This is a genomic window from Polynucleobacter sp. 73C-SIWE (genome assembly GCF_018882465.1).
Taxonomy (GTDB): domain Bacteria; phylum Pseudomonadota; class Gammaproteobacteria; order Burkholderiales; family Burkholderiaceae; genus Polynucleobacter.
This window is the reverse complement of sequence record NZ_JACVOK010000002.1, coordinates 282,600-301,542: the sequence shown is the minus strand read 5'-3', so window position 1 is coordinate 301,542 and position 18,943 is coordinate 282,600. Positions and strand designations below refer to the sequence as shown.

Below are 18,943 nucleotides of genomic sequence, written 5' to 3'. Positions count from 1 at the left end.
CAAGACTTAACTGAAGAATTCTTTTGCTAACGCTATTTGTTCTTTTTTCACAAATGCAGGTGCATGACCTACATTTGGAATCTCAATACTGCGCGCATAGGGGTTGACTTTGCACATCTGGGCAACAGTAGCTGCAGAAAGCAAGTCAGACTCTGCGCCACGTACGATCAACATCGGAATATGAATTTGCTTAAATGCATGCCACATTGCCACTTCGCCCGCTTTAGCCATAATTGGATTCACTGAAGCAAACGGCACGGATATATTAGGGTCATAGTGCATGATCCACAAGCCATTACGCTCAATCAGCATAGGGCCGTTATAGGTCTCCCACTCCTCAGGAGTGTGCTCACCAAAGGTAGAGCAAATTGCATTCAGTCTATTTAGAGCCTCGCTACGATTGGTAAATGAAAATGGCTGGCCAACATATGAGCCTAAACGCTTGATGGCATCAGGTTCAATTTTGGGGCCTACATCATTAATCAACATTCTTCGTATTGGGGAGTTTGGCATTGCTGCATACACCATACCAATCAGCCCACCCATCGAAGTTCCAAACCAATCAATGTGAGCCACACCAAGCGTTTTGACGAGCTGAGCAATATCAGCTACATACTGAGGTACGGCATATTGCATTGGATTGCTGAGGCGATCTGAATCTCCTCTGCCAACAATATCAGGACAAACAACGTAATAGTCTTGACACATCACTTCAGCAAGCGTCTTAAAGTCACTACCGCGTCTTGTTAAGCCATGCACACACAGCAAGACTTTTGGATTTCTGGGGTTGCCCCAAGCGTGATAAGCCATACGATGCGTGCTCTCACCATCAACGCACGTTACATAAAAGGTATCGCCCTGGTGCATCACTGGTGACACATGAATATCATCCTGCAAATTCTCATCATGAGTGTGCTCATCAACACCGCCAAATATTTCAGGCTGCAAGGTCACATGGTCAATGCCATGCTTATCCAAAAGCATCTCATTAATACGAGACATGATTTCAGGCCATTCTTGAATTTCAGCAATTTCAATGTGACCAATCAAGGCTGGAAAACTCGGTGTCATCTCCCAAACATGGAGGTCATGCACTGCTAGCACGCCAGGGACAGCTCTTAAGTCTTTACCCACTTGCAAATAATCAATGTGTAATGGCACACCTTCCATGAGGAAGTGGTATGACTCACCTAAAATAGAAATCGTTGATTTAAGAATCAAGAGTGATACCAGAATGGAAAGAATTGCGTCGATTGGCATCCAGCCAGTCAACTGGATCACAATACCGGCTATTAAGGCTGCAATAGATCCGAGCAAATCACCCATCACATGAACGAGTGCTGCACGGGTATTCACACTTTTCTTATCGCGCGAGAGCACCCAAGCAACGATGAGATTCATGACGAGACCAATGGCTGCTACTACGGTAACCGTAAAGCCATCTACTTTATGTGGGTCATAGAAACGAGTAATCGCCTCAAATACTATCCATGCAACTAAAGCCAGCATCGCAATGCTATTGACAAATGCAGCAAGCGCTTCAGCTCTACCAAAGCCAAATGAATGTTTTGGTGAGGGTGGGCGACGGGAAATTATTTGTGCCAAGAGCGCTAAACCTAAGGCAGCGGCATCAGTCACCATATGACCGGCATCGGAGATTAATGCTAAGGAATTCGCGAAATAAGCGGCGGCACCCTCAACTCCTGCAAAACCCAGTGTGAGGATCAGTGCTATTAGAAGTAGGTTTTGATTTGAGACTTGTTTACTGTGAGTATGTCTTGCATCACCCTTTTTGTGGGCATGCAACGAAGGGTCTAATTCAGAGCTAGTTTGAACTCTAGGCTTGGCTGAATGTGAACGATGGGATCCCGACATGGTGATCCCATTATTTCATTAAATGGTGAGAAGGGTTAAAAACCGCTGGTATCAACAGGGGCGCCAGTTTTGGCGATCACTTCCTCTTTAGTCACACCAGGAGCCAATTCAACTAAGTTCAAACCAGAACGAGTGATGTCTAAAACACAAAGATCGGTAATGATCTGGCTGATTACACCTACACCAGTTAATGGCAATGTGCACTTAGGCAAAATCTTGAGCTCTTCTGAGCCATCTTTCTTTTTGGCAACGTGCTCCATCAAGACAACGACATGTTTCACGCCTGCAACTAAATCCATTGCACCGCCCATGCCCTTCACCATTTTTCCTGGAATCATCCAGTTGGCTAAGTCGCCATGCTCGCTCACTTGCATTGCACCCAGAATTGCAATATTGATTTTGCCGCCACGAATCATGCCAAATGAATCAGCAGAAGAAAAAATCGATGAACCAGGCAAGGTCGTAATCGTTTGCTTGCCTGCATTGATTAAGTCTGCATCAATCGTTTCCTCAGTTGGAAATGGGCCAATACCCAACAAACCATTTTCTGATTGCAGCCACACTTCCATATTTTTTGGCACATGGTTTGCCACCAGGGTCGGCATTCCAATTCCGAGGTTTACGTAATAACCGTCTTTTAATTCTTTAGCAGCACGTGCTGCCATTTCATCTCTAGTCCAAGGCATATCAATCTTCCTAAATATTCTGTTCTGTTGCTCTTCTGTGTATGGTTATTAAGCTGTTGCAGTCAATGTGCGTTGCTCAATACGCTTCTCGGGGGTTTTGTGCAGCACCAAGCGGTGCACATAAATACCTGGGGTATGAATTTCATCTGGATGCAGTTGGCCGTTCTCAACGATCTCTTCGACTTCTGCCACTGTGATCTTGCCAGCCATTGCTACGACTGGATTGAAGTTACGTGCGGTGTAGCGGTATACCAAGTTACCAGACTTATCTGCTTTCCAAGCCTTCACCAAAGAGATGTCGGAAATAATGGAGCGCTCCATAATGTATTTCTCACCATCGAATTCTTTTACTTCCTTGCCTTCAGCAACCAAAGTACCAACTCCAGTTTTTGTATAGAAGGCAGGAATACCACAACCACCAGCGCGTAATTTTTCTGCCAAAGTACCTTGAGGTGTGAATTCCAACTCTAGCTCACCCGCTAAAAACTGACGTTCAAATTCTTTATTCTCTCCAACATAAGAGGCAACCATCTTTTTCACTTGGCGAGAGTTCAGCAAGAGACCTAAACCGAATCCGTCAACACCTGCATTATTGGCAATCGCAGTCAAATTCTGTGCGCCCAAATCTTTTACCGCTTGAATGAGTACTTCTGGAATGCCACACAGACCAAAACCACCAACAGCTATTTTTTGTCCGTCTTTTAAGATATCCCTCAAGGCATCGACTGCCGATGGGTAGGTTTTATTCATAACTTTGTCCTAATAATGCCAAAATGAGTAAAAAAGTAATCATAACGCCTCAGCGTCTTAAGCCTGGGCAGCCTAGCTACTACCTATGCACTAATTTGGTTTTTCTCTATTCGAACTAAACTAATGGGGCTGAAAAGCCTATTTTGAAGAAATTCCGGAGAATTTGAATGAATGCTGCAGAACTGCTAGAGCAATTTGGACCCAGAGAGTCCATGGACTATGACCTAGTCATCGTTGGCGGTGGTCCAGCTGGTCTATCAGCAGCGATTAAAGCCAAACAATTGGCAAATACTACTGGTAAGGATATTAGCGTCTGCGTTCTGGAAAAAGGTTCAGAAATCGGTGCACATATTTTGTCTGGCGCTGTCATGGATCCAAAAGCACTTACTGAACTCTTTCCTGATTGGAAAGAAATGGGTGCTCCACTTGAAACCGAGGTCACCCAAGATCAATTTCTATTCTTAACCTCCGATAACTCTTATCAAGTTCCGAACTGGATGTTGCCCCACTGCTTTAAAAATGAAGGTAACTATATTGTTAGTCTTGCTAACGTAACGCGCTGGTTAGGACAACAAGCTGAGAATCTTGGCATTGAAATTTTCCCCGGCTTTCCAGCTGCTGAAATTTTGTATAACGAACAAGGCGCAGTCTGTGGCGTTATTACCGGCGCAATGGGTTTAGACAAGGAAGGTAACCCTACTGATCAGTTCCAGCTTGGCATGGAATTGCGTGCGAAGTACACGCTGTTTGCTGAAGGTGCTCGTGGTCATCTCGGTAAACAGCTGATTGCGAAGTTTGCCTTAGATCAGGATGCAGACCCACAAAGCTATGGCATTGGCATTAAAGAACTATGGGAAGTCAAATCCTCTAAGAGTAAGCCGGGGTTGGTTGTTCATACTGCTGGCTGGCCCTTAGAAAGTGATACCTATGGCGGCTCATTTCTCTATCACCTAGGGGATAACAAGGTTGCTGTTGGTCTAGTGGTGGGTCTCTCTTATAAGAACCCTTATCTCTCCCCTTTTGAAGAATTCCAGCGCTATAAATTGCACCCCAAAATTCGTGAAACATTCGAAGGTGGTAAACGGATTGCTTATGGTGCACGTGCGCTCACTGCTGGCGGTTTAAATAGTCTGCCAAAGACAGTATTTCCTGGTGGCGCACTCATTGGTTGTGATGCAGGCTACTTGAATGCCTCCCGCATTAAAGGCAGTCATGCGGCCATTAAGACTGGCATGCTCGCCGCAGAAGCAGCCGTTTCTGCCTTAAATGAAAATCGTTCTGCCGATGTTTTATCTGCTTACCCAACAGCATTTCAAAATAGCTGGCTTCATACCGAACTCAATCAAGCACGTAACTTCAAGTCATGGATGTCTAAAGGGCTCTACCTTGGCACCTTGATGGTTGGCTTAGAGCAAAAACTCTTAGGCGGCAATGTGCCTTGGACCGTGCACCTCAAGCATGCTGATCATGAGTGTTTAGAGCCTGCAGCAAAACATCGGCCAATTGAGTATCCAAAACCAGATGGCAAGATCACCTTTGATCGCCTCTCTTCGGTGTTTATCTCCAATACCAACCATGCTGAGAATCAACCAGTGCATTTAACCCTGAAAAATGATTCCGTTCCGGTTGATATAAACCTGAAGACTTATGCTGGTCCTGAGCAACGCTATTGCCCTGCCGGCGTTTATGAATACGTTGAGACTGATGGCAAACCCCGCCTGCAGATCAATTCACAGAATTGTGTCCACTGCAAAACTTGCGACATTAAAGACCCCAGCCAAAACATCATCTGGATCACACCAGAAGGTGGAGGCGGCCCTAACTACACCTCAATGTAAATATGATGATCCTACACACTATGCTTCGCGTCGGCGATTTAAATCGTTCGATTCTTTTCTACACCAAAGTACTGGGCATGAATTTGCTGCGTACGACCGAGCGCCCTGAGCAAAAGTACTCTCTGGCTTTTGTTGGCTATGGCAAAGGCAATGCGGACGGCCAAGCGGAGATTGAGCTCACCTATAACCACGGAGTTTCTTCTTATGATTTAGGTAGTGCTTATGGACACATTGCTATTAGCGTTCCAGATGCTTACGCTGCTTGCGAGAAAATAAAGGTTGCAGGTGGCAATGTGACCCGTGAAGCTGGTCCAGTTGCCGGTGGCGATACCGTTATTGCCTTTATCACAGATCCTGATGGATACAAAATTGAATTAATCCAGCGCTAATAGTGATAGGCTCAGAACAATTCCAAATAGAAATCCTAGATCATCTCTCTGATGTATCTGCCGCAGACTGGAACGCCCTACTTAGCCCTGATGCCGGCCCCTTTCTGAGACATGAATTCTTAAGCGCTCTTGAAGAAACTGGCTGCGTTGGTGGCAATACTGGATGGCAAGTTGCCCATTTGGTTTTGAAGCAAGATGGCCAATTAATCGGCGCAATACCCATGTATTTAAAGCAGCACTCCTATGGTGAGTTTGTCTTTGACTGGTCATGGGCACAGGCCTACGAGCAGCAAGGTATGAACTATTACCCTAAAGCACTTTGCGCCATTCCTTTCACCCCTGTGCAGAGTTCACGCATTCTCTGCAGCCCCGAATCTGATGTGGTTGAAATTCAGAATGCATTAATTGGTGGACTGAAGACTTTATTGGCAGAAAACCACCTCTCTTCTGTGCACATACTCTTTCCAATGACTAATCAAGCAAAAGTGTTGAAGGAACAAGGCTTCTTACTGAGAGATTCTGTGCAGTTTCATTGGCATAACCAAGACTTTCAGAGCTTTGAGGAATTTTTATCAGCGCTAACCATGAAGCGTCGCAAGAATATTCGTCGTGAACGTGAGCAAGTAGCAAAAGAAGCGATTACGTTTAGGCATGTTCCTGGGAAAGAATCAACTGATCAAGACTGGGAGTTCTTTTTTGATTGTTATCAAAATACCTATCTTGAGCACCACTCAACCCCTTACTTAAATGAATCATTCTTTAAGCTGTGGGAAAAACGGATGCCAGATAATCTGCATTTAATCATTGCCGAAAAGGATGGAATTCCTATTGCGGCCTCCCTGCTAGTGGTAGATCGATCATTAGGCAAGGTATTTGGGAGATATTGGGGTGCCAAAGTATATATTCCTTGCTTACACTTCGAGACTGCGTATTACCAAGCTATTGAGTACTGTATCGCCGAAGGTATTCAGACTTTTGAAGGTGGCGCTCAAGGCGAACATAAAATGGCGCGCGGCTTTTTACCAACCACCATCCAATCTGCGCATTTAATCAAAGACCCTAGATTTGCGAAGGCAATTGAACATTTTCTCAATCGTGAGCACCAAGGTATTGGCGCCTATGTCGATGAGCTTGCCGAGCATAGCCCACTGAAATCGACTAAAGTACAGCTATGAATTCTGATAGCGCCAACCCGCAAACTCAAGATGGCTCACATTCACTCTCTACAGGGGATGATGCATCTGACTCTCCCTGTATTGGAGTTTGTACAACCCTCTATGATGAAATCTGCCAAGGTTGCGGTCGCACTCTATCTGAAGTGAGTAATTGGGTTTTTCTCTCCGATGAAGAGAAGCTATCCGTTTGGAAACGTATTCGCGAAGACGGAACTGCAATGCGTTTTCAGAGACAGAATAAAGAAAATAAGCCTGCGTAATCACTCGCAGGCTTATTGTTTCTAAAGCTGAATGGTACTTAGCTAAAAGCTTAGCCGGTCAACTCCTGACTACGTAAGTATTCTTCATAAGTCCCTGAGTAATCTACTACCGTACCGTCCATCTTCACTTCTAAGATGCGATTGGCCAATGCGGATACAAATTCACGGTCATGGGATACGAAAATCAAAGTGCCATCAAATTTCTCTAGAGCAATTTGCAAACTTTCAATTGACTCCATGTCCATGTGATTGGTTGGCTCATCCATTGCTAGGACGTTATATTTTTGGAGCATCAATTTACCCCAAATCATGCGGCCCTTTTCACCACCAGAGAGGACTTTGACAGATTTACCAATGTCATCACCAGAGAACAATAGACGACCCAAGGTACCGCGAATCACTTGATCATCGTCACCAGTATTACGCCACTCATTCATCCAATCCATGAGTAATTCGTCTTTAGCAAACATCTCAGTATTGTCTTGAGGCATTACGCCAACCTTAGCATTCTCAGCCCACTTCACATCACCACTATCAACAGCAATACCATCAAAGCGTTTACTCAGGATGGATTTGAGCAGCGTAGTCTTGCCAGCACCGTTTTGACCAATGATGGCAATCTTCTCACCAGCACGAACACCGAGCTTAAAGTTCTTAAAAATCACGCGGTCATAGGCTTTTGTAAGTGCATTGCACTCGACTGCCATGTTGTGGAGTTTTTTCTCAGTATCAAAACGAATAAATGGGTTTTGACGTGAAGAAGGCTTCACTTCAACAATCTCAATTTTTTCCAACTGACGCTGACGTGAGGTAGCTTGACGTGCTTTAGAAGCATTCGCAGAGAAGCGCGCCACGAAAGCTGCTAATTCAGCAATCTTTTCTTTGGCTTTCACGTTATTACTTAACTGCTGGGTCCGCGCCTGCACAGATGCCAGCATGTAAGAGTCATAGTTTCCTGGATAGACCTTCAGTGTTCCATAGTCCATATCAGCCATATGCGTACAGACTTCATTAAGGAAGTGGCGATCATGGGAAATGATGACGATGGTGCTCTTAATTTGATTGAGGATGTCCTCAAGCCAATGAATGGAGTGAATGTCCAAGTTATTGGTTGGCTCATCAAGCAGCAATACATCTGGATCAGAGAACAATGCTTGCGCTAGCAATACACGCAATTTCCAGCCTGGTGCAACATTGCTCATTGGGCCGTTATGTTGCTCGATGGGAATACCAATACCTAATAACAACTCACCTGCTTTTGCTTCAGCGGTATAACCACCGTACTCAGCGTATTTGCCTTCAAGCTCAGCAGCCTTCATGTAATCTTCATCAGAAGCATCTGGGTTAGCGTAGATCGCGTCGCGTTCTGCTGCAGCCTTCCACATCTCTTCGTGACCCATCATCACGACATCAAGTACGCGCACGTCTTCATAAGCAAATTGATCTTGGCGCAACTTACCGAGACGAATACCGGGATCTAAGCTGACATTACCGCTGGTGGGTTCAAGCTCACCACCTAGGATTTTCATAAAGGTGGATTTACCGCAACCGTTTGCACCAATGAGGCCATAACGATTGCCGCCGCCAAACTTCACGGAAATGTTTTCAAACAGGGGTTTTGCCCCAAACTGCATGGTGATATTAGATGCGGACAACACGGATGGTTTCTAGCTTTCTGAAATTCAATTCAACAGATACCCCCATCTTTGGGGGCAAAGACCGTTATTTTAACGGGTTCAGCTTAGAAAGGCCTAATTCAGACTTTGACCCTAAATGGGGTGAAATTCGTATGGATGTCGTAATAATCCTCATTTTCCTTGCGCTTCAGAAAATTGATGACCCAATAGGTCATTGGGGTAGCCAAGATCTCCCAGGAAGTTTTCAGGACATACTGAGCCAATGCCACCTGAATTAGCTCATGGGTAGGCCATATGCCATAGAAGGCCAGTATGTAAAAGAAAGAGGAGTCCACCAACTCACCTACCGCCGTTGAACCAATGGTGCGCATCCACAAGAAGCGTCCTTTAGTCCAAATTTTCATTTTGGCCAGAACGTAGCTATTTACCAGACTGCCGCACCAAAATGAAAACATCGAAGCCAAAGCAATGCGCCAGGAGTTACCAAAGACGGTTTCAAGGCCATGCTGATAATTGGCCATATAGCTGCCAGGAGCAACCGGGAGGGCAATCACAATTTGCGCCATGACTGCTGCAAATGCTAGAGCAGCAAATCCCGCCCAAACAGCACGGCGATCATAAGCGTAGCCGTAAACCTCAGTGAGAATATCTCCAAAAAAATAGGCAATTGGAAAGAACAAAATTCCGGCACCAAACGGAATGGTTCCGAAGTAAGGTATGTCAATCACGGCCGCTTTACCTGCGCCGATAAAGTTTGAGCAAAGCAAGACCACCACAAAGGCCGCCAAAATGAGGTCGTAATAGCGATGGTGTCGTCTAGGTGAGTCCATAAGCCTGGAAAAATGGATAATAGAAACAAGAATATCTGCATTCCTGAAAATTCGCAGGAAGCAGCAAATTTAACAATAGGATGACTAAGTAATGAGTAAAGCCAGTTTTAATTGGGCGGACCCCCTCCTCCTCGATACGCAATTAACCGAAGAGGAGCGCATGATCCGTGATGCGGCTGCTGAGTATGCGCAAGGGCGTCTCATGCCACGCATTCATGATGCCTTCCGCAACGAGACGACCGATCCTGCAATCTTTCGAGAAATGGGAGAGCTTGGTCTTCTAGGTATCACCATTCCAGAACAATACGGCGGCGCTAACCTCAATTATGTTTCTTATGGCTTGATTGCTCGCGAGATTGAACGTGTTGATTCTGGTTATCGTTCGATGATGAGCGTGCAATCCTCATTGGTGATGGTGCCGATTAATGAATTTGGTAGCGAAGCACAAAAACAAAAATATCTTCCGAAGTTAGCTACTGGAGAATGGATTGGTTGCTTTGGTTTAACTGAGCCGAACTACGGATCCGATGCTGGCGGAATGATCACCCGAGCTAAAAAAGTTCCGGGTGGATTTTCTTTAACGGGATCCAAGATGTGGATCTCTAACTCCCCAATTGCCGATGTATTTGTTGTATGGGCAAAGAATGATGAGGGTGTGATCCGCGGCTACATCCTAGAAAAAGGGATGAAGGGCTTGAGCGCTCCCAAGATCAGCGGCAAGATGGGTTTACGCGCCTCCATTACCGGTGAAATCGTAATGGATGAGGTCTTTGTTCCCACCGAAAATGAATTTCCTGAAGTTAGCGGCCTGAAAGGTCCATTTACCTGCCTGAACTCTGCTCGCTACGGAATCTCTTGGGGCACCCTAGGGGCTGCTGAATGGTGCTGGCACGCTGCTCGCCAATATACGCTTGACCGCAAGCAGTTCGATCGACCTCTCGCTGCCAATCAATTGATTCAGAAAAAATTAGCAGATATGCAAACTGAAATCACGCTTGCTCTCCAAGGTTGCTTACGCTTGGGTCGCATGAAGGATGAAGGGATTGCCGCCCCAGAAATCACCTCCATCATGAAACGTAACTCTTGCGGTAAGTCCCTAGATGTTGCACGTCTAGCGCGTGATATGCATGGTGGTAATGGTATCTCAGATGAGTATGGAGTTGTGCGTCATATGCTGAACTTAGAGGTAGTCAATACCTACGAAGGCACCCACGATATTCATGCCCTGATTTTAGGGCGCGCGCAGACTGGTATTCAGGCGTTTAGCTGATTCGCTAAGAGTTCAGCTTTGCAACGATGGCCTTTGCCGCTTTAGCAAAGGCCTCATCACTATCATTTTCAAGTTGCACAAAATTTTCCATTGTGTATTGAGGAAAATTTCTGACGATCGATGATTGATAAGAAGGATCGTAGTGCTTTACTAGCAACTCCTCAACTAACTCCGGAAAGTTGCCTGCATCAATGGCTTCATTCCATTTACTGATCTGGACTTTTCCATAGTGAGCGGTGAGTAAGGCAAGCTTACTTTTAAAGTTATCCGTGTCAGTTAGGAAGTGATGGTATTCACGAATCAACCAAGAAACTCGGGTTTGAGTGCTGGAGCGTAATTCAATACAAGCACCGTTACGGATTTTTTGCATTAAGGCATCAGGTATATGAACTCCGCCCACCTTTTTACTTTCGGACTCCACCAAGACTGGCTTTGAAGGGTCTAGATTGCGTAGCGCATTCCAAATAGCCGTCTCAAATCCTTTTTGAGATGGTTGCTCGCTATTAGGCTCATTACCTAATACTGAGCCACGATGAATCGCCAGGGCCTCTAGATCTAAGATTTGCGCACCATACTGTTTCGCTTCTTGAAGGGCCCTAGTTTTACCGCTGCCTGTCATCCCACAGACCACCTGGAATCTAAACATGCTTGCAGCATGTTCAAGGCCATCAATCACGGTCCGCCTAAAGCCTTGATAACCACTCTCAAGCTGCATCGCCTTCCAACCAATGCGATTCAGAATGTGGGTAAATGCCCCGCTGCGCTCACCACCACGCCAACAATAAATTAGTGGACGCCATTCACGCGGCAATTCGAGTAAGTTTTGCTCAATATGCAAAGCAATATTTTTAGATACTAGAGCTGCGCCAAGCTTCTTGGCTGCAAATGGAGAAACTTGTTTATAGAGAGTGCCGATCTGGGCGCGCTCTTCATTGTTAAGGACCGGAAAATTCACTGCACCAGGAATATGATCTAAGGCAAACTCTGCTGGTGATCTGACATCAATGATGAGGTCAAATTGATGTAGCTCAGAGAGAAATTGATCCAGCCATAAGATGTGTGGGTTGCTTGGCTGCATTCCGTTTACGCACGCACCTTTTGCAATATATCTTCAGGCCAAGGCACAGACTGATTTGTATTCATATCCACCCACACTAAGGTGCTACCACCTTCGGCAGCCAAGATATCAGGCTCAGTCCTCAGTGTCATGGTATGAAACACGTCCATACTGGTTCTGCCAATAGCGCCAACAAATGTTTTGAGAATAATGTCGCCTGGATAGCTTAGTTGCTTAAAGAAATTACAAAAGGCATTGATCATGATCACTGACTCACCCTCTGGAGCAACCTTGTATCCCAGCGAACTAATCCAATCTACTCGCGCTTGCTCCATATACCGAAAGTAGATGGTGTTATTCACATGGCCGTAGGCATCCATATCACCCCACCGAATCGGTGCAATCATTTCATGAACAAGCTTGCGCTCATCAGGAATAACAATGCGCATGCAATCAGACTTTCGTCTTAAGCAACTTGCAATGCAAGATGGTATAGATTGGTTGAGCGAGCTCCAGAACGACAGAATGCCAAAATAGGGCCAGGCATTGTTTTTAAGAGACGCGCCATTTCTTGAACTTGGGCAGGAGTAAATGCACCAGGAACTACTGGTAGGTAAACGTAGTTCAGGCCAAGCTTTTCAGCTTCAGCTTGAATAGAGGCATTGCTTGGTTGATTCGGGCCACCTTCACCATCTGGGCGGTTATTAATGACGCTTTTATAGCCCTGCTCAGCAATTTCCGCTAAATGGATAGCATCAATTTGGCCTAGAGTACCGAATTGATCGTTATGGCAAGTAATAGGAAGACTCATAAAACCCTCTACATTCAATAAATATGCGATAGGGTTGATTCTAAATCAGGCAGGCTCAGGCTTGCTTGGGCTTGTTTCTATGAGCCGTGAAGAATCGTTCGCAGATCTCCATACCAGCCAGCATGGCAGCCACAAATACCAGGGCTTTGAGATGGCCTGCACCAAGGGCAACTAATGCTGGTCCAGGACAAAAACCAGCAATACCCCAACCAGCCCCAAAGATCAGACCGCCAATAACCAAAGGTTTAGTGATATCGCGCCTAGTGGGAATATGCAGAGCCCCACCAAAGAATGCTTCAGATCGCTTGCTCGCAACATAAAAACCCGCAAGACCAACTATCACTGCGCCCAGCATCACAAACATGAGTGATGGATCCCAGTTGCCAGCTAAATCCAAGAAACCTAAAATCTTATGTGGATTGCTCATGCCGGAAATGATTAATCCCCATCCGAAGAGCACACCAATGCCATATTGACTAAAGAGGCCGTAATGTTTTTTCAACTTAGCCCCCGATCAAGTGACGAACCACAAAAACCATCATAAAACCAGCGCCCATAAAAGATATAGTTGCAACCAATGAGCGGGGTGATAAGCGAGACAAACCACAAATGCCGTGACCACTAGTGCAGCCTGAACCATATTGGGCGCCAAAGCCAACTAAAAGACCGGCAATCACAATTGCCAACCAACTAGAGTCAATCTCAACGATTGGAAATATACCGAAAAATAATGCTGCCAAAAATGGAGCTGTAACTAAACCTAACACCAAGCTTAATCGCCAAGCAGAGTCCTCAACCTTGGGATGCAACAGTCCAGAAACAATCCCACTAATACCCAGAATACGACCATGCAATAGTACATAGAGTGCTGCTGCAACACCTAGAATCATTCCGCCTAATAAGGACGGAATGGGTGTGAAGGAAAGCCAGTCAATTTGCATTAATGAATATCCAAACGATTGATAGTTAGCTGCAAGGATTAGGGGCAAGGCGGAATTGCAGGTAGCGCAATCCTAAATAGGCACCAAAAATAAATCCAGATAAGGCAAGAAAAGATCCGAGCGCTAGAGTGGAGATACCACTTAAGCCCTGCCCTACTGTACACCCCAGAGCAGTAACGCCTCCAAAGCCCATCAAGGCAGCGCCAAGCAAATGATTTGCGGTGTCTTCAGTGTTGCGGAAAGACTCCCAGCGGAAAGATTTGCTTGCAATAGATACAAGCGCCGAACCCAAGATCATTCCGATTACCGCAACCACTCCAACCGTGAGCACTTTGGATGTATCGCTATACATCATGAGCCAGTCTAATGAATAGGCATAAGGAGCAACAAAAGATAAGCTCTCCATACGCCCAGAATTGGTAACCAAAAATACCTCTTCCAAAGTATTGGGATCTTCTGCTACGTAACCGAGATTGCCAGAGACCCACCAAATAGCGCAGATAGCCAAACCAACAACAATTCCGGCGATAAGGTTCTCTGCTGTCCAAAATGCTTTGTTAGCTAAGGCATAGGCAATGAATGCAAAACCCATGATCAAGCCTAAAGCTAGATGAAGATTAGCGCGAGCCATTCCCAAAGGGCCGCTCAGAAGACTGGGTAAATCTTGCGGGGTACTGAAAGCGATATAGACAGTATCCAGCGTATTGATGCGAATCACACCTAAAAAACCACGCATAGTCATATAAGCAGTTAGACCGAGTACCATAAAAACAATGATCGACTTTAAATTACCGCCACCAATGCGTACTAAGGTTTTACTGCCACAGCCAGAGGACAAAACCATGCCAAAGCCAAACAAAATACTGCCAACAATAGTGGAAAGCCATAAAAACCGATTGCCGGTATAAAAGCTTTTCAGCGGATCGATCAATCCAAAATAAGACATCAAAGCAAAACCAACGATGGCAATACCAATTGCCAAGAACCACTGCCTGAGTCGATCCCAGCTAGACATAATGAATGCATCAGAAACAGCGCCCATAGTACAAAAACCTGTCTTCTGCATCACTGCACCAAGCACAAAGGCAATGGCAAACGTAGCCCAGAGCACTGACCTACTTAAAGAATTGATATCAACAACATCCATAGCGACTATATTTTGAAAATTTAAGGTTTGAATTTATAAAACTGCTTATTGAGATAAGCAACAACATCTGCCTCATCCTCAGGAAATAGGTCTAAGCGAAGTTCGGTATTACACATAGCCACCATCCTCTTTAAATTGGCTACAGACTTCACTTTGCTATCGCTACGGGTGTAGATCATGTCGCCATTGCCAAAACCTGTTTTTTTGGCATGGCAGGCATAGCATTTTTGCTGATCAATAGCCTTGCCATTGGCCAAATCCGGCGCAGCAAAAGCTGGTGCACTGAGAAGCGCGCTGAATGTTATTGCGGGAAGGAATCGAATAAGAAGCATTTTCATTACAAATCAAGGATTTAGCATTAATCCTCTATTTTAAGGCCCAATGAGCAAAATTGCCCTACTCAGCCTGAATTGAAAGGTAGACGTTATAGGCGTTCATCCGGTTGGCCGCTCTAAATAGTGGCATTCCTTCATATTCCGACCAATCTGCTTGCTTATAGGCATCCTCAAAAGGATCCATATTGATGGCCGCTACGGACATGGAATCCCGTAAATATTTCAGGTAGTTTCTAGTGAAAATAATGTCTTCGGCGGGCTTCACCGAGTAATTGCCATGCCCTGGAATCACGATATTGGGCTTGAGTTTTTCAATCTCATCTAAAGCAATGAGCCAACCCTTGCTATCAGCATTGCCAACGAATGGAATTCGACCCCGAAATACAAGGTCTCCAGCAAAGAGTACTTTTTCTGATGGCACGTAAACCATTAAATCTTCCGGGGCATGGGCAGGCCCAACGCGGCTCACAAAAAAATCTACTCCCCCAATGGAGAGTTTAATTTTATGATCAATCCAAACATCCGCTGAAACCAGCCTTGTATCAGCATTTACCCACGGAGCAAAATCAATTCTTGAGGCGATTAAACGTTGCTTTGCAGTCTCTGAAGAAAGATAGTTTCTACCCTCACCTTGCGCATAAATCTTGGCGCCGATCTTTTTAAATTCTTGCAGGCCGTAAATATGATCAGCATGATAGTGACTCACAATCAGAGCAACTACTTTTTGGTTGGTGATCTTTTTAATTTCAGCAATCAATTTTTGCGCAAGAATAGGCGAGCCTAAGGCATCCACTACGACGACGCCTTTAGGAGTCACCACAAATCCAGCATTTGAAATAAAGTTTTGATTAGCACTATTCCCCATTTCTGGGTAGCCCTTCACAAAATAGGTATGAGGTGCTACCTGAATAGGCTTTAATTGAATTGTGTCGACAGGCTTAGTGATTTGCCCATGAGCGCTACTGAATAAGATAAGGGATCCCATTAGGATCCCTATCGAGCACTTCACATAAGCAATGCTAATCCTGTAAATATTCATTTGAATATGAGTTAAGGCTTAATGTACGCAAACCCATCTTTGTATTGCAGGTCTGCAACACGCACTACGCCTGATGGCGTGAAATCTGCATCCATTGTGAATTGATCTTTCTTGAGATTACGATTCTTCAGAGTAATTTCACAGACCTCAAACTTCACACCACGGGATTTAAGTGCCCCTACTAACGGGGCATATTCCACATTATTCTTTTTATCTTTGCCACCCTCCATCAGCAGATCTACACCATTTGCGTGGGTAACAACAATGATGGTGGTTTGTGGCGAGACATCAAGGTGGTTGCGAATATTACGTAAACCTTTTAAACCTTGGGTCTCGGCATCATCGATGTGATAAACCACCTTGGTCGAACCAGATGATTGCGCATTGGCGATGGATCCAAAACCAAGGGCGATCATGGCTGCAAATATAAGATGAATTAACTTATTCATTGCTGTAACTTTCATACGGTTTAAATGGGAGCCATGCCAGGATTATTGTTAACGCCTTTGATGATTGGCTCATTCAGTTTGACAGCTTTTACAACCTTGACATCTCTTAGGTGTCTTTCCATCACATCCCAGATTGCCTCGCCACCAGCATTCTTAGCATCTTCGCTCACTGGTGCCCAGCCTGCAACCTTGTATGTCTTGCTAGCCTCAATAGGTTTGCCATTTAAGCGCATATCGGTAATACGCTTGCCAGCAGTTTGAGCTGGATCAATAGCGTATTGCATGCCGCCCACACGCACCATGTCACCACCTTGCTGATAGTAAGGATCAGGATTAAATAAATTGTCTGCAACGTCTTCTAGGATTGTTTTAATCGTCTCGCCAGTCATATTTGTGACAGTGGTGTATGGATAAGTAATCGCAGTTTGATCTAAGAGGTTCTCACGGGTAATTGCCTGGCCTGGTAAGAGGCTAGTACCCCAGCGGAAGCCGGGCGAGAAAGCAATCTCTGCATTTTTCTGCGCCATCAAACCATCAAGAATGAGCTGATCAAAGCTTCCATTGAAGTTTCCACGGCGATACAAGAGACCTTCAGTAGTGGCTAGCTTTTCATTAAGCTTAGCTTCATACGGAGCTCTGATCTTAGTGATCAACTTACTCATCGTTGGATCAGCCGGAATCAGATTGGAAAAGATTGGGAAAAGCTTATAGCGGAAATCAACCGGTTTGCCGCCCTTCACATCAAAATCCAGAACGCCTAAGAACTTGCTATTTGATCCAGCATTGGTAACTAAGGTTACTCCGCCAGCGTTCTTCACCTTCACCGGAATAGGAACGCCATCATGCGTATGACCTCCCATAATTGCATCTAAGCCGCGAACGCGAGAGGCCATCTTTAAATCCACGTCCATACCATTGTGAGATAAAAGTACAACAACCTTTGCACCCTTTGATCTCACTTCATCAATGGTCTTTTGCATATTCTCTTCCTGAATACCAAAAGTCCAGTCAGGGGTGAAATACCTTGGATTTGCAATTGGCGTGTATGGAAAAGCCTGGCCAATGATGGCCACTTGAATGCCGTTCTGCACTTTCATGACATAAGGGTTAAATACCATGTCACCAAAGTCTGCTGTCTTAATATTTTGCGCAATGAAAGAGACTTTGCCCTTGAAATCGCCATTGACAATTTCCATCACGCGCTTCTCACCCAAGGTCATTTCCCAATGCGGTGTCATTACATCAACACCAAGAGCAAGCGCTGCATCAACCATATCTTGGCCGTTGGTCCAGAGCGCAGTACCTGAACCCTGCCAGGTATCACCACCATCAAGCAACAAGGCTCCAGGACGATTCGCCTTCACTTGCTTAATTAAGCTAGCCATATGAGCAAAGCCACCCATCTTGCCGTAGTTCTGCGCCGCTGCTACGTAGTCCAGGTAGGTAAATGCGTGTGCATCACGAGTACCCGGTTTAATGCCGTTTGCTTTTAAGAAATATTCGCCAACTAAGTGCGGAGTTTTACCCTCTTGAGCGCCAATGCCAAGATTGACATTAGGCTCTCGAAAGTAAATTGGTAGCAACTGAGCATGACAATCTGTGAAATGCAAGAAATGAACGTTACCGAACTTGGGTAAGTCATAAAATTTTTGGGCAGTGCTTTGCGCATTAGCAAAGTTTGACTGCAAACTCATTCCGCCTGCAGATGCAATAGCCAAGGCCTGCAAAAAATCGCGACGACTTAAAGACATAACATTTCCCCTTAAGAAAACAGGCCTGTCGGCCTGTTCTTTATATTTTGTATCTCTACTTACTGATTCACTGGAGAGGCAGGATCAAGCAATAAGGCCATGACATCCTGAATTTGCTGTTCATTCAAGAGTTTGAAGTGCGCAAATCGTGGCATATTGCTGCAAGCGTTATAAGCCTTGGAGTTATTAATACGATTCCAGGTATAGGTAACCACTTCTTGTGAATAACCGCGTAATTTTCCGTAACCAGTCAATGAAGGACCGATATTTCCATAGGAGATTTCTTTTGCGTCAATCTGGTGACAGTTATAGCAACCACCACCAACAACAGCGTCAGCCTTGTCTGTCCAAGTTGCACCACGGCCACTTTGAGCAATCCTCTCGCCAGCCTTCCAGTCGCCAATATATTTTCCATCTGAAGGTTGCTTGATGGACTCCATATTGATTTTCTGAATCTTTTCGCGCATCTTTTCACCTTGTTTGCTACTGGCAAATACTGGATCAGAGCAAAACTTTTGGGTTGCATCCTGATTGATGCGATCTAAGCCAGCAATGCCCTCAGCTCTAAAGCTATCGGTCATCATCTTATTAAACTTTGGATCATTCTTTTGTTGAGCCACTGCTACGTTTTGCAATAAGCTTGAAGCAACAATGAATCCAGCAATAGTTAAGAGCTTTTTGATGTGTGTAGTTTTCATAATGT

21 protein-coding genes are annotated in these 18,943 nt (G+C 45.1%); 5 read left to right on the top strand and 16 right to left on the bottom strand.

From position 1 onward, the window contains the following. Nucleotides 1-6 precede the first annotated feature (6 nt). Genes ICN17_RS10465 through ICN17_RS07760 form a run of 3 tightly spaced genes read right to left on the bottom strand, consistent with a single transcriptional unit; the run spans nt 7 to nt 3,311 of the window. Nucleotides 7-1,875, bottom strand: coding sequence for an alpha/beta fold hydrolase (locus ICN17_RS10465; RefSeq protein ID WP_216236941.1), 1,869 nt, complete (start codon nt 1,873-1,875; stop codon nt 7-9). A gap of 35 nt (nt 1,876-1,910) precedes the next feature. Continuing rightward, entirely contained in the window at nt 1,911-2,561 is a 651-nt protein-coding gene (locus ICN17_RS07765) for a CoA transferase subunit B (protein WP_216236940.1), read from the bottom strand. A 48-nt stretch (nt 2,562-2,609) separates the two neighbouring features. Continuing rightward, entirely contained in the window at nt 2,610-3,311 is a 702-nt protein-coding gene (locus ICN17_RS07760) for a CoA transferase subunit A (protein WP_216236939.1), read from the bottom strand. Nucleotides 3,312-3,478: 167 nt separating this feature from the next. Between ICN17_RS07760 and ICN17_RS07755 the strand changes: the two genes are divergently transcribed. From ICN17_RS07755 to ICN17_RS07740, 4 genes are read left to right on the top strand one after another with little or no spacing between them, the layout of a single operon-like run. Next, complete coding sequence (locus tag ICN17_RS07755; protein WP_216236938.1) at nt 3,479-5,149, top strand: electron transfer flavoprotein-ubiquinone oxidoreductase; 1,671 nt, start codon at nt 3,479-3,481, stop codon at nt 5,147-5,149. 2 nt (nt 5,150-5,151) lie between these two features. Then, on the top strand, nt 5,152-5,538 hold the full coding sequence (gloA, locus tag ICN17_RS07750) for a lactoylglutathione lyase (protein WP_216236937.1): 387 nt from the start codon (nt 5,152-5,154) through the stop codon (nt 5,536-5,538). Nucleotides 5,539-5,540: 2 nt separating this feature from the next. After that, the gene (locus ICN17_RS07745) at nt 5,541-6,713 is read left to right on the top strand and encodes a GNAT family N-acetyltransferase (protein WP_216236936.1); all 1,173 of its coding nucleotides are present in this window, start codon (nt 5,541-5,543) and stop codon (nt 6,711-6,713) included. After that, nucleotides 6,710-6,973, top strand: coding sequence for a DUF1289 domain-containing protein (locus ICN17_RS07740; protein ID WP_216236935.1), 264 nt, complete (start codon nt 6,710-6,712; stop codon nt 6,971-6,973). The genes ICN17_RS07745 and ICN17_RS07740 overlap by 4 nt, the downstream gene beginning before the upstream one ends. Nucleotides 6,974-7,023: 50 nt before the next feature. Here ICN17_RS07740 and ICN17_RS07735 read toward each other — a convergent pair whose 3' ends face one another. Both ICN17_RS07735 and ICN17_RS07730 read right to left on the bottom strand, forming a co-directional pair. Beyond that, a complete protein-coding gene (locus ICN17_RS07735; protein ID WP_216236934.1) occupies nt 7,024-8,631 on the bottom strand; it encodes an ABC-F family ATPase in 1,608 nt (535 codons plus the stop codon). A 98-nt stretch (nt 8,632-8,729) separates the two neighbouring features. Continuing rightward, nucleotides 8,730-9,440 (bottom strand): queuosine precursor transporter, encoded by a 711-nt coding sequence (locus ICN17_RS07730; RefSeq protein WP_216236933.1) that lies wholly within the window; start codon nt 9,438-9,440, stop codon nt 8,730-8,732. Between the two features lie 91 nt (nt 9,441-9,531). Between ICN17_RS07730 and ICN17_RS07725 the strand changes: the two genes are divergently transcribed. After that, nucleotides 9,532-10,710: an acyl-CoA dehydrogenase gene (locus tag ICN17_RS07725; protein WP_216236932.1), complete on the top strand. Its 1,179-nt coding sequence runs from the start codon at nt 9,532-9,534 to the stop codon at nt 10,708-10,710. A gap of 4 nt (nt 10,711-10,714) precedes the next feature. Here the strand turns inward: ICN17_RS07725 and mnmH are convergent, their stop codons facing one another. The 11 genes from mnmH to soxX form a co-directional block, all read right to left on the bottom strand. Beyond that, entirely contained in the window at nt 10,715-11,788 is a 1,074-nt protein-coding gene (mnmH, locus tag ICN17_RS07720; RefSeq protein WP_216236931.1) for a tRNA 2-selenouridine(34) synthase MnmH, read from the bottom strand. Nucleotides 11,789-11,793: 5 nt separating this feature from the next. Next, the gene (locus ICN17_RS07715) at nt 11,794-12,216 is read right to left on the bottom strand and encodes a thioesterase family protein (RefSeq protein ID WP_216236930.1); all 423 of its coding nucleotides are present in this window, start codon (nt 12,214-12,216) and stop codon (nt 11,794-11,796) included. A gap of 17 nt (nt 12,217-12,233) precedes the next feature. Continuing rightward, complete coding sequence (locus tag ICN17_RS07710) at nt 12,234-12,578, bottom strand: TIGR01244 family sulfur transferase (RefSeq protein ID WP_216236929.1); 345 nt, start codon at nt 12,576-12,578, stop codon at nt 12,234-12,236. Between the two features lie 55 nt (nt 12,579-12,633). Next, a complete protein-coding gene (locus ICN17_RS07705; RefSeq protein WP_255538362.1) occupies nt 12,634-13,080 on the bottom strand; it encodes a YeeE/YedE family protein in 447 nt (148 codons plus the stop codon). A 1-nt stretch (nt 13,081) separates the two neighbouring features. Continuing rightward, entirely contained in the window at nt 13,082-13,519 is a 438-nt protein-coding gene (locus ICN17_RS07700) for a YeeE/YedE family protein (protein WP_216237595.1), read from the bottom strand. A 25-nt stretch (nt 13,520-13,544) separates the two neighbouring features. Continuing rightward, the gene (locus ICN17_RS07695) at nt 13,545-14,666 is read right to left on the bottom strand and encodes a YeeE/YedE family protein (protein WP_216236928.1); all 1,122 of its coding nucleotides are present in this window, start codon (nt 14,664-14,666) and stop codon (nt 13,545-13,547) included. A 20-nt stretch (nt 14,667-14,686) separates the two neighbouring features. Continuing rightward, nucleotides 14,687-15,004: a hypothetical protein gene (locus tag ICN17_RS07690; RefSeq protein WP_255538361.1), complete on the bottom strand. Its 318-nt coding sequence runs from the start codon at nt 15,002-15,004 to the stop codon at nt 14,687-14,689. A gap of 58 nt (nt 15,005-15,062) precedes the next feature. Then, a complete protein-coding gene (locus tag ICN17_RS07685) occupies nt 15,063-15,986 on the bottom strand; it encodes an MBL fold metallo-hydrolase (RefSeq protein WP_255538360.1) in 924 nt (307 codons plus the stop codon). 65 nt (nt 15,987-16,051) lie between these two features. Next, the gene (locus tag ICN17_RS07680) at nt 16,052-16,489 is read right to left on the bottom strand and encodes a DsrE family protein (protein WP_216236926.1); all 438 of its coding nucleotides are present in this window, start codon (nt 16,487-16,489) and stop codon (nt 16,052-16,054) included. Between the two features lie 20 nt (nt 16,490-16,509). Beyond that, nucleotides 16,510-18,240, bottom strand: coding sequence for a thiosulfohydrolase SoxB (gene soxB / locus ICN17_RS07675; RefSeq protein ID WP_216236925.1), 1,731 nt, complete (start codon nt 18,238-18,240; stop codon nt 16,510-16,512). A 59-nt stretch (nt 18,241-18,299) separates the two neighbouring features. After that, complete coding sequence (gene soxX / locus ICN17_RS07670; RefSeq protein WP_087909858.1) at nt 18,300-18,938, bottom strand: sulfur oxidation c-type cytochrome SoxX; 639 nt, start codon at nt 18,936-18,938, stop codon at nt 18,300-18,302. Nucleotides 18,939-18,943: the final 5 nt, after the last annotated feature.

Coding starts and splice junctions, on each gene's coding strand:
- ICN17_RS10465 (WP_216236941.1), bottom strand. CDS start 1,875: ATGTCGGGATCCCATCGTTCACATTCAGCCAAGCCTAGAGTTCAAACT.
- ICN17_RS07765 (WP_216236940.1), bottom strand. CDS start 2,561: ATGCCTTGGACTAGAGATGAAATGGCAGCACGTGCTGCTAAAGAATTA.
- ICN17_RS07760 (WP_216236939.1), bottom strand. CDS start 3,311: ATGAATAAAACCTACCCATCGGCAGTCGATGCCTTGAGGGATATCTTA.
- ICN17_RS07755 (WP_216236938.1), top strand. CDS start 3,479: ATGAATGCTGCAGAACTGCTAGAGCAATTTGGACCCAGAGAGTCCATG.
- gloA (WP_216236937.1), top strand. CDS start 5,152: ATGATGATCCTACACACTATGCTTCGCGTCGGCGATTTAAATCGTTCG.
- ICN17_RS07740 (WP_216236935.1), top strand. CDS start 6,710: ATGAATTCTGATAGCGCCAACCCGCAAACTCAAGATGGCTCACATTCA.
- ICN17_RS07730 (WP_216236933.1), bottom strand. CDS start 9,440: ATGGACTCACCTAGACGACACCATCGCTATTACGACCTCATTTTGGCG.
- ICN17_RS07725 (WP_216236932.1), top strand. CDS start 9,532: ATGAGTAAAGCCAGTTTTAATTGGGCGGACCCCCTCCTCCTCGATACG.
- mnmH (WP_216236931.1), bottom strand. CDS start 11,788: ATGCAGCCAAGCAACCCACACATCTTATGGCTGGATCAATTTCTCTCT.
- ICN17_RS07715 (WP_216236930.1), bottom strand. CDS start 12,216: ATGCGCATTGTTATTCCTGATGAGCGCAAGCTTGTTCATGAAATGATT.
- ICN17_RS07710 (WP_216236929.1), bottom strand. CDS start 12,578: ATGAGTCTTCCTATTACTTGCCATAACGATCAATTCGGTACTCTAGGC.
- ICN17_RS07700 (WP_216237595.1), bottom strand. CDS start 13,519: ATGCAAATTGACTGGCTTTCCTTCACACCCATTCCGTCCTTATTAGGC.
- ICN17_RS07695 (WP_216236928.1), bottom strand. CDS start 14,666: ATGGATGTTGTTGATATCAATTCTTTAAGTAGGTCAGTGCTCTGGGCT.
- ICN17_RS07690 (WP_255538361.1), bottom strand. CDS start 15,004: ATGAAAATGCTTCTTATTCGATTCCTTCCCGCAATAACATTCAGCGCG.
- ICN17_RS07685 (WP_255538360.1), bottom strand. CDS start 15,986: ATGGGATCCCTTATCTTATTCAGTAGCGCTCATGGGCAAATCACTAAG.
- ICN17_RS07680 (WP_216236926.1), bottom strand. CDS start 16,489: ATGAATAAGTTAATTCATCTTATATTTGCAGCCATGATCGCCCTTGGT.
- soxB (WP_216236925.1), bottom strand. CDS start 18,240: ATGTCTTTAAGTCGTCGCGATTTTTTGCAGGCCTTGGCTATTGCATCT.
- soxX (WP_087909858.1), bottom strand. CDS start 18,938: ATGAAAACTACACACATCAAAAAGCTCTTAACTATTGCTGGATTCATT.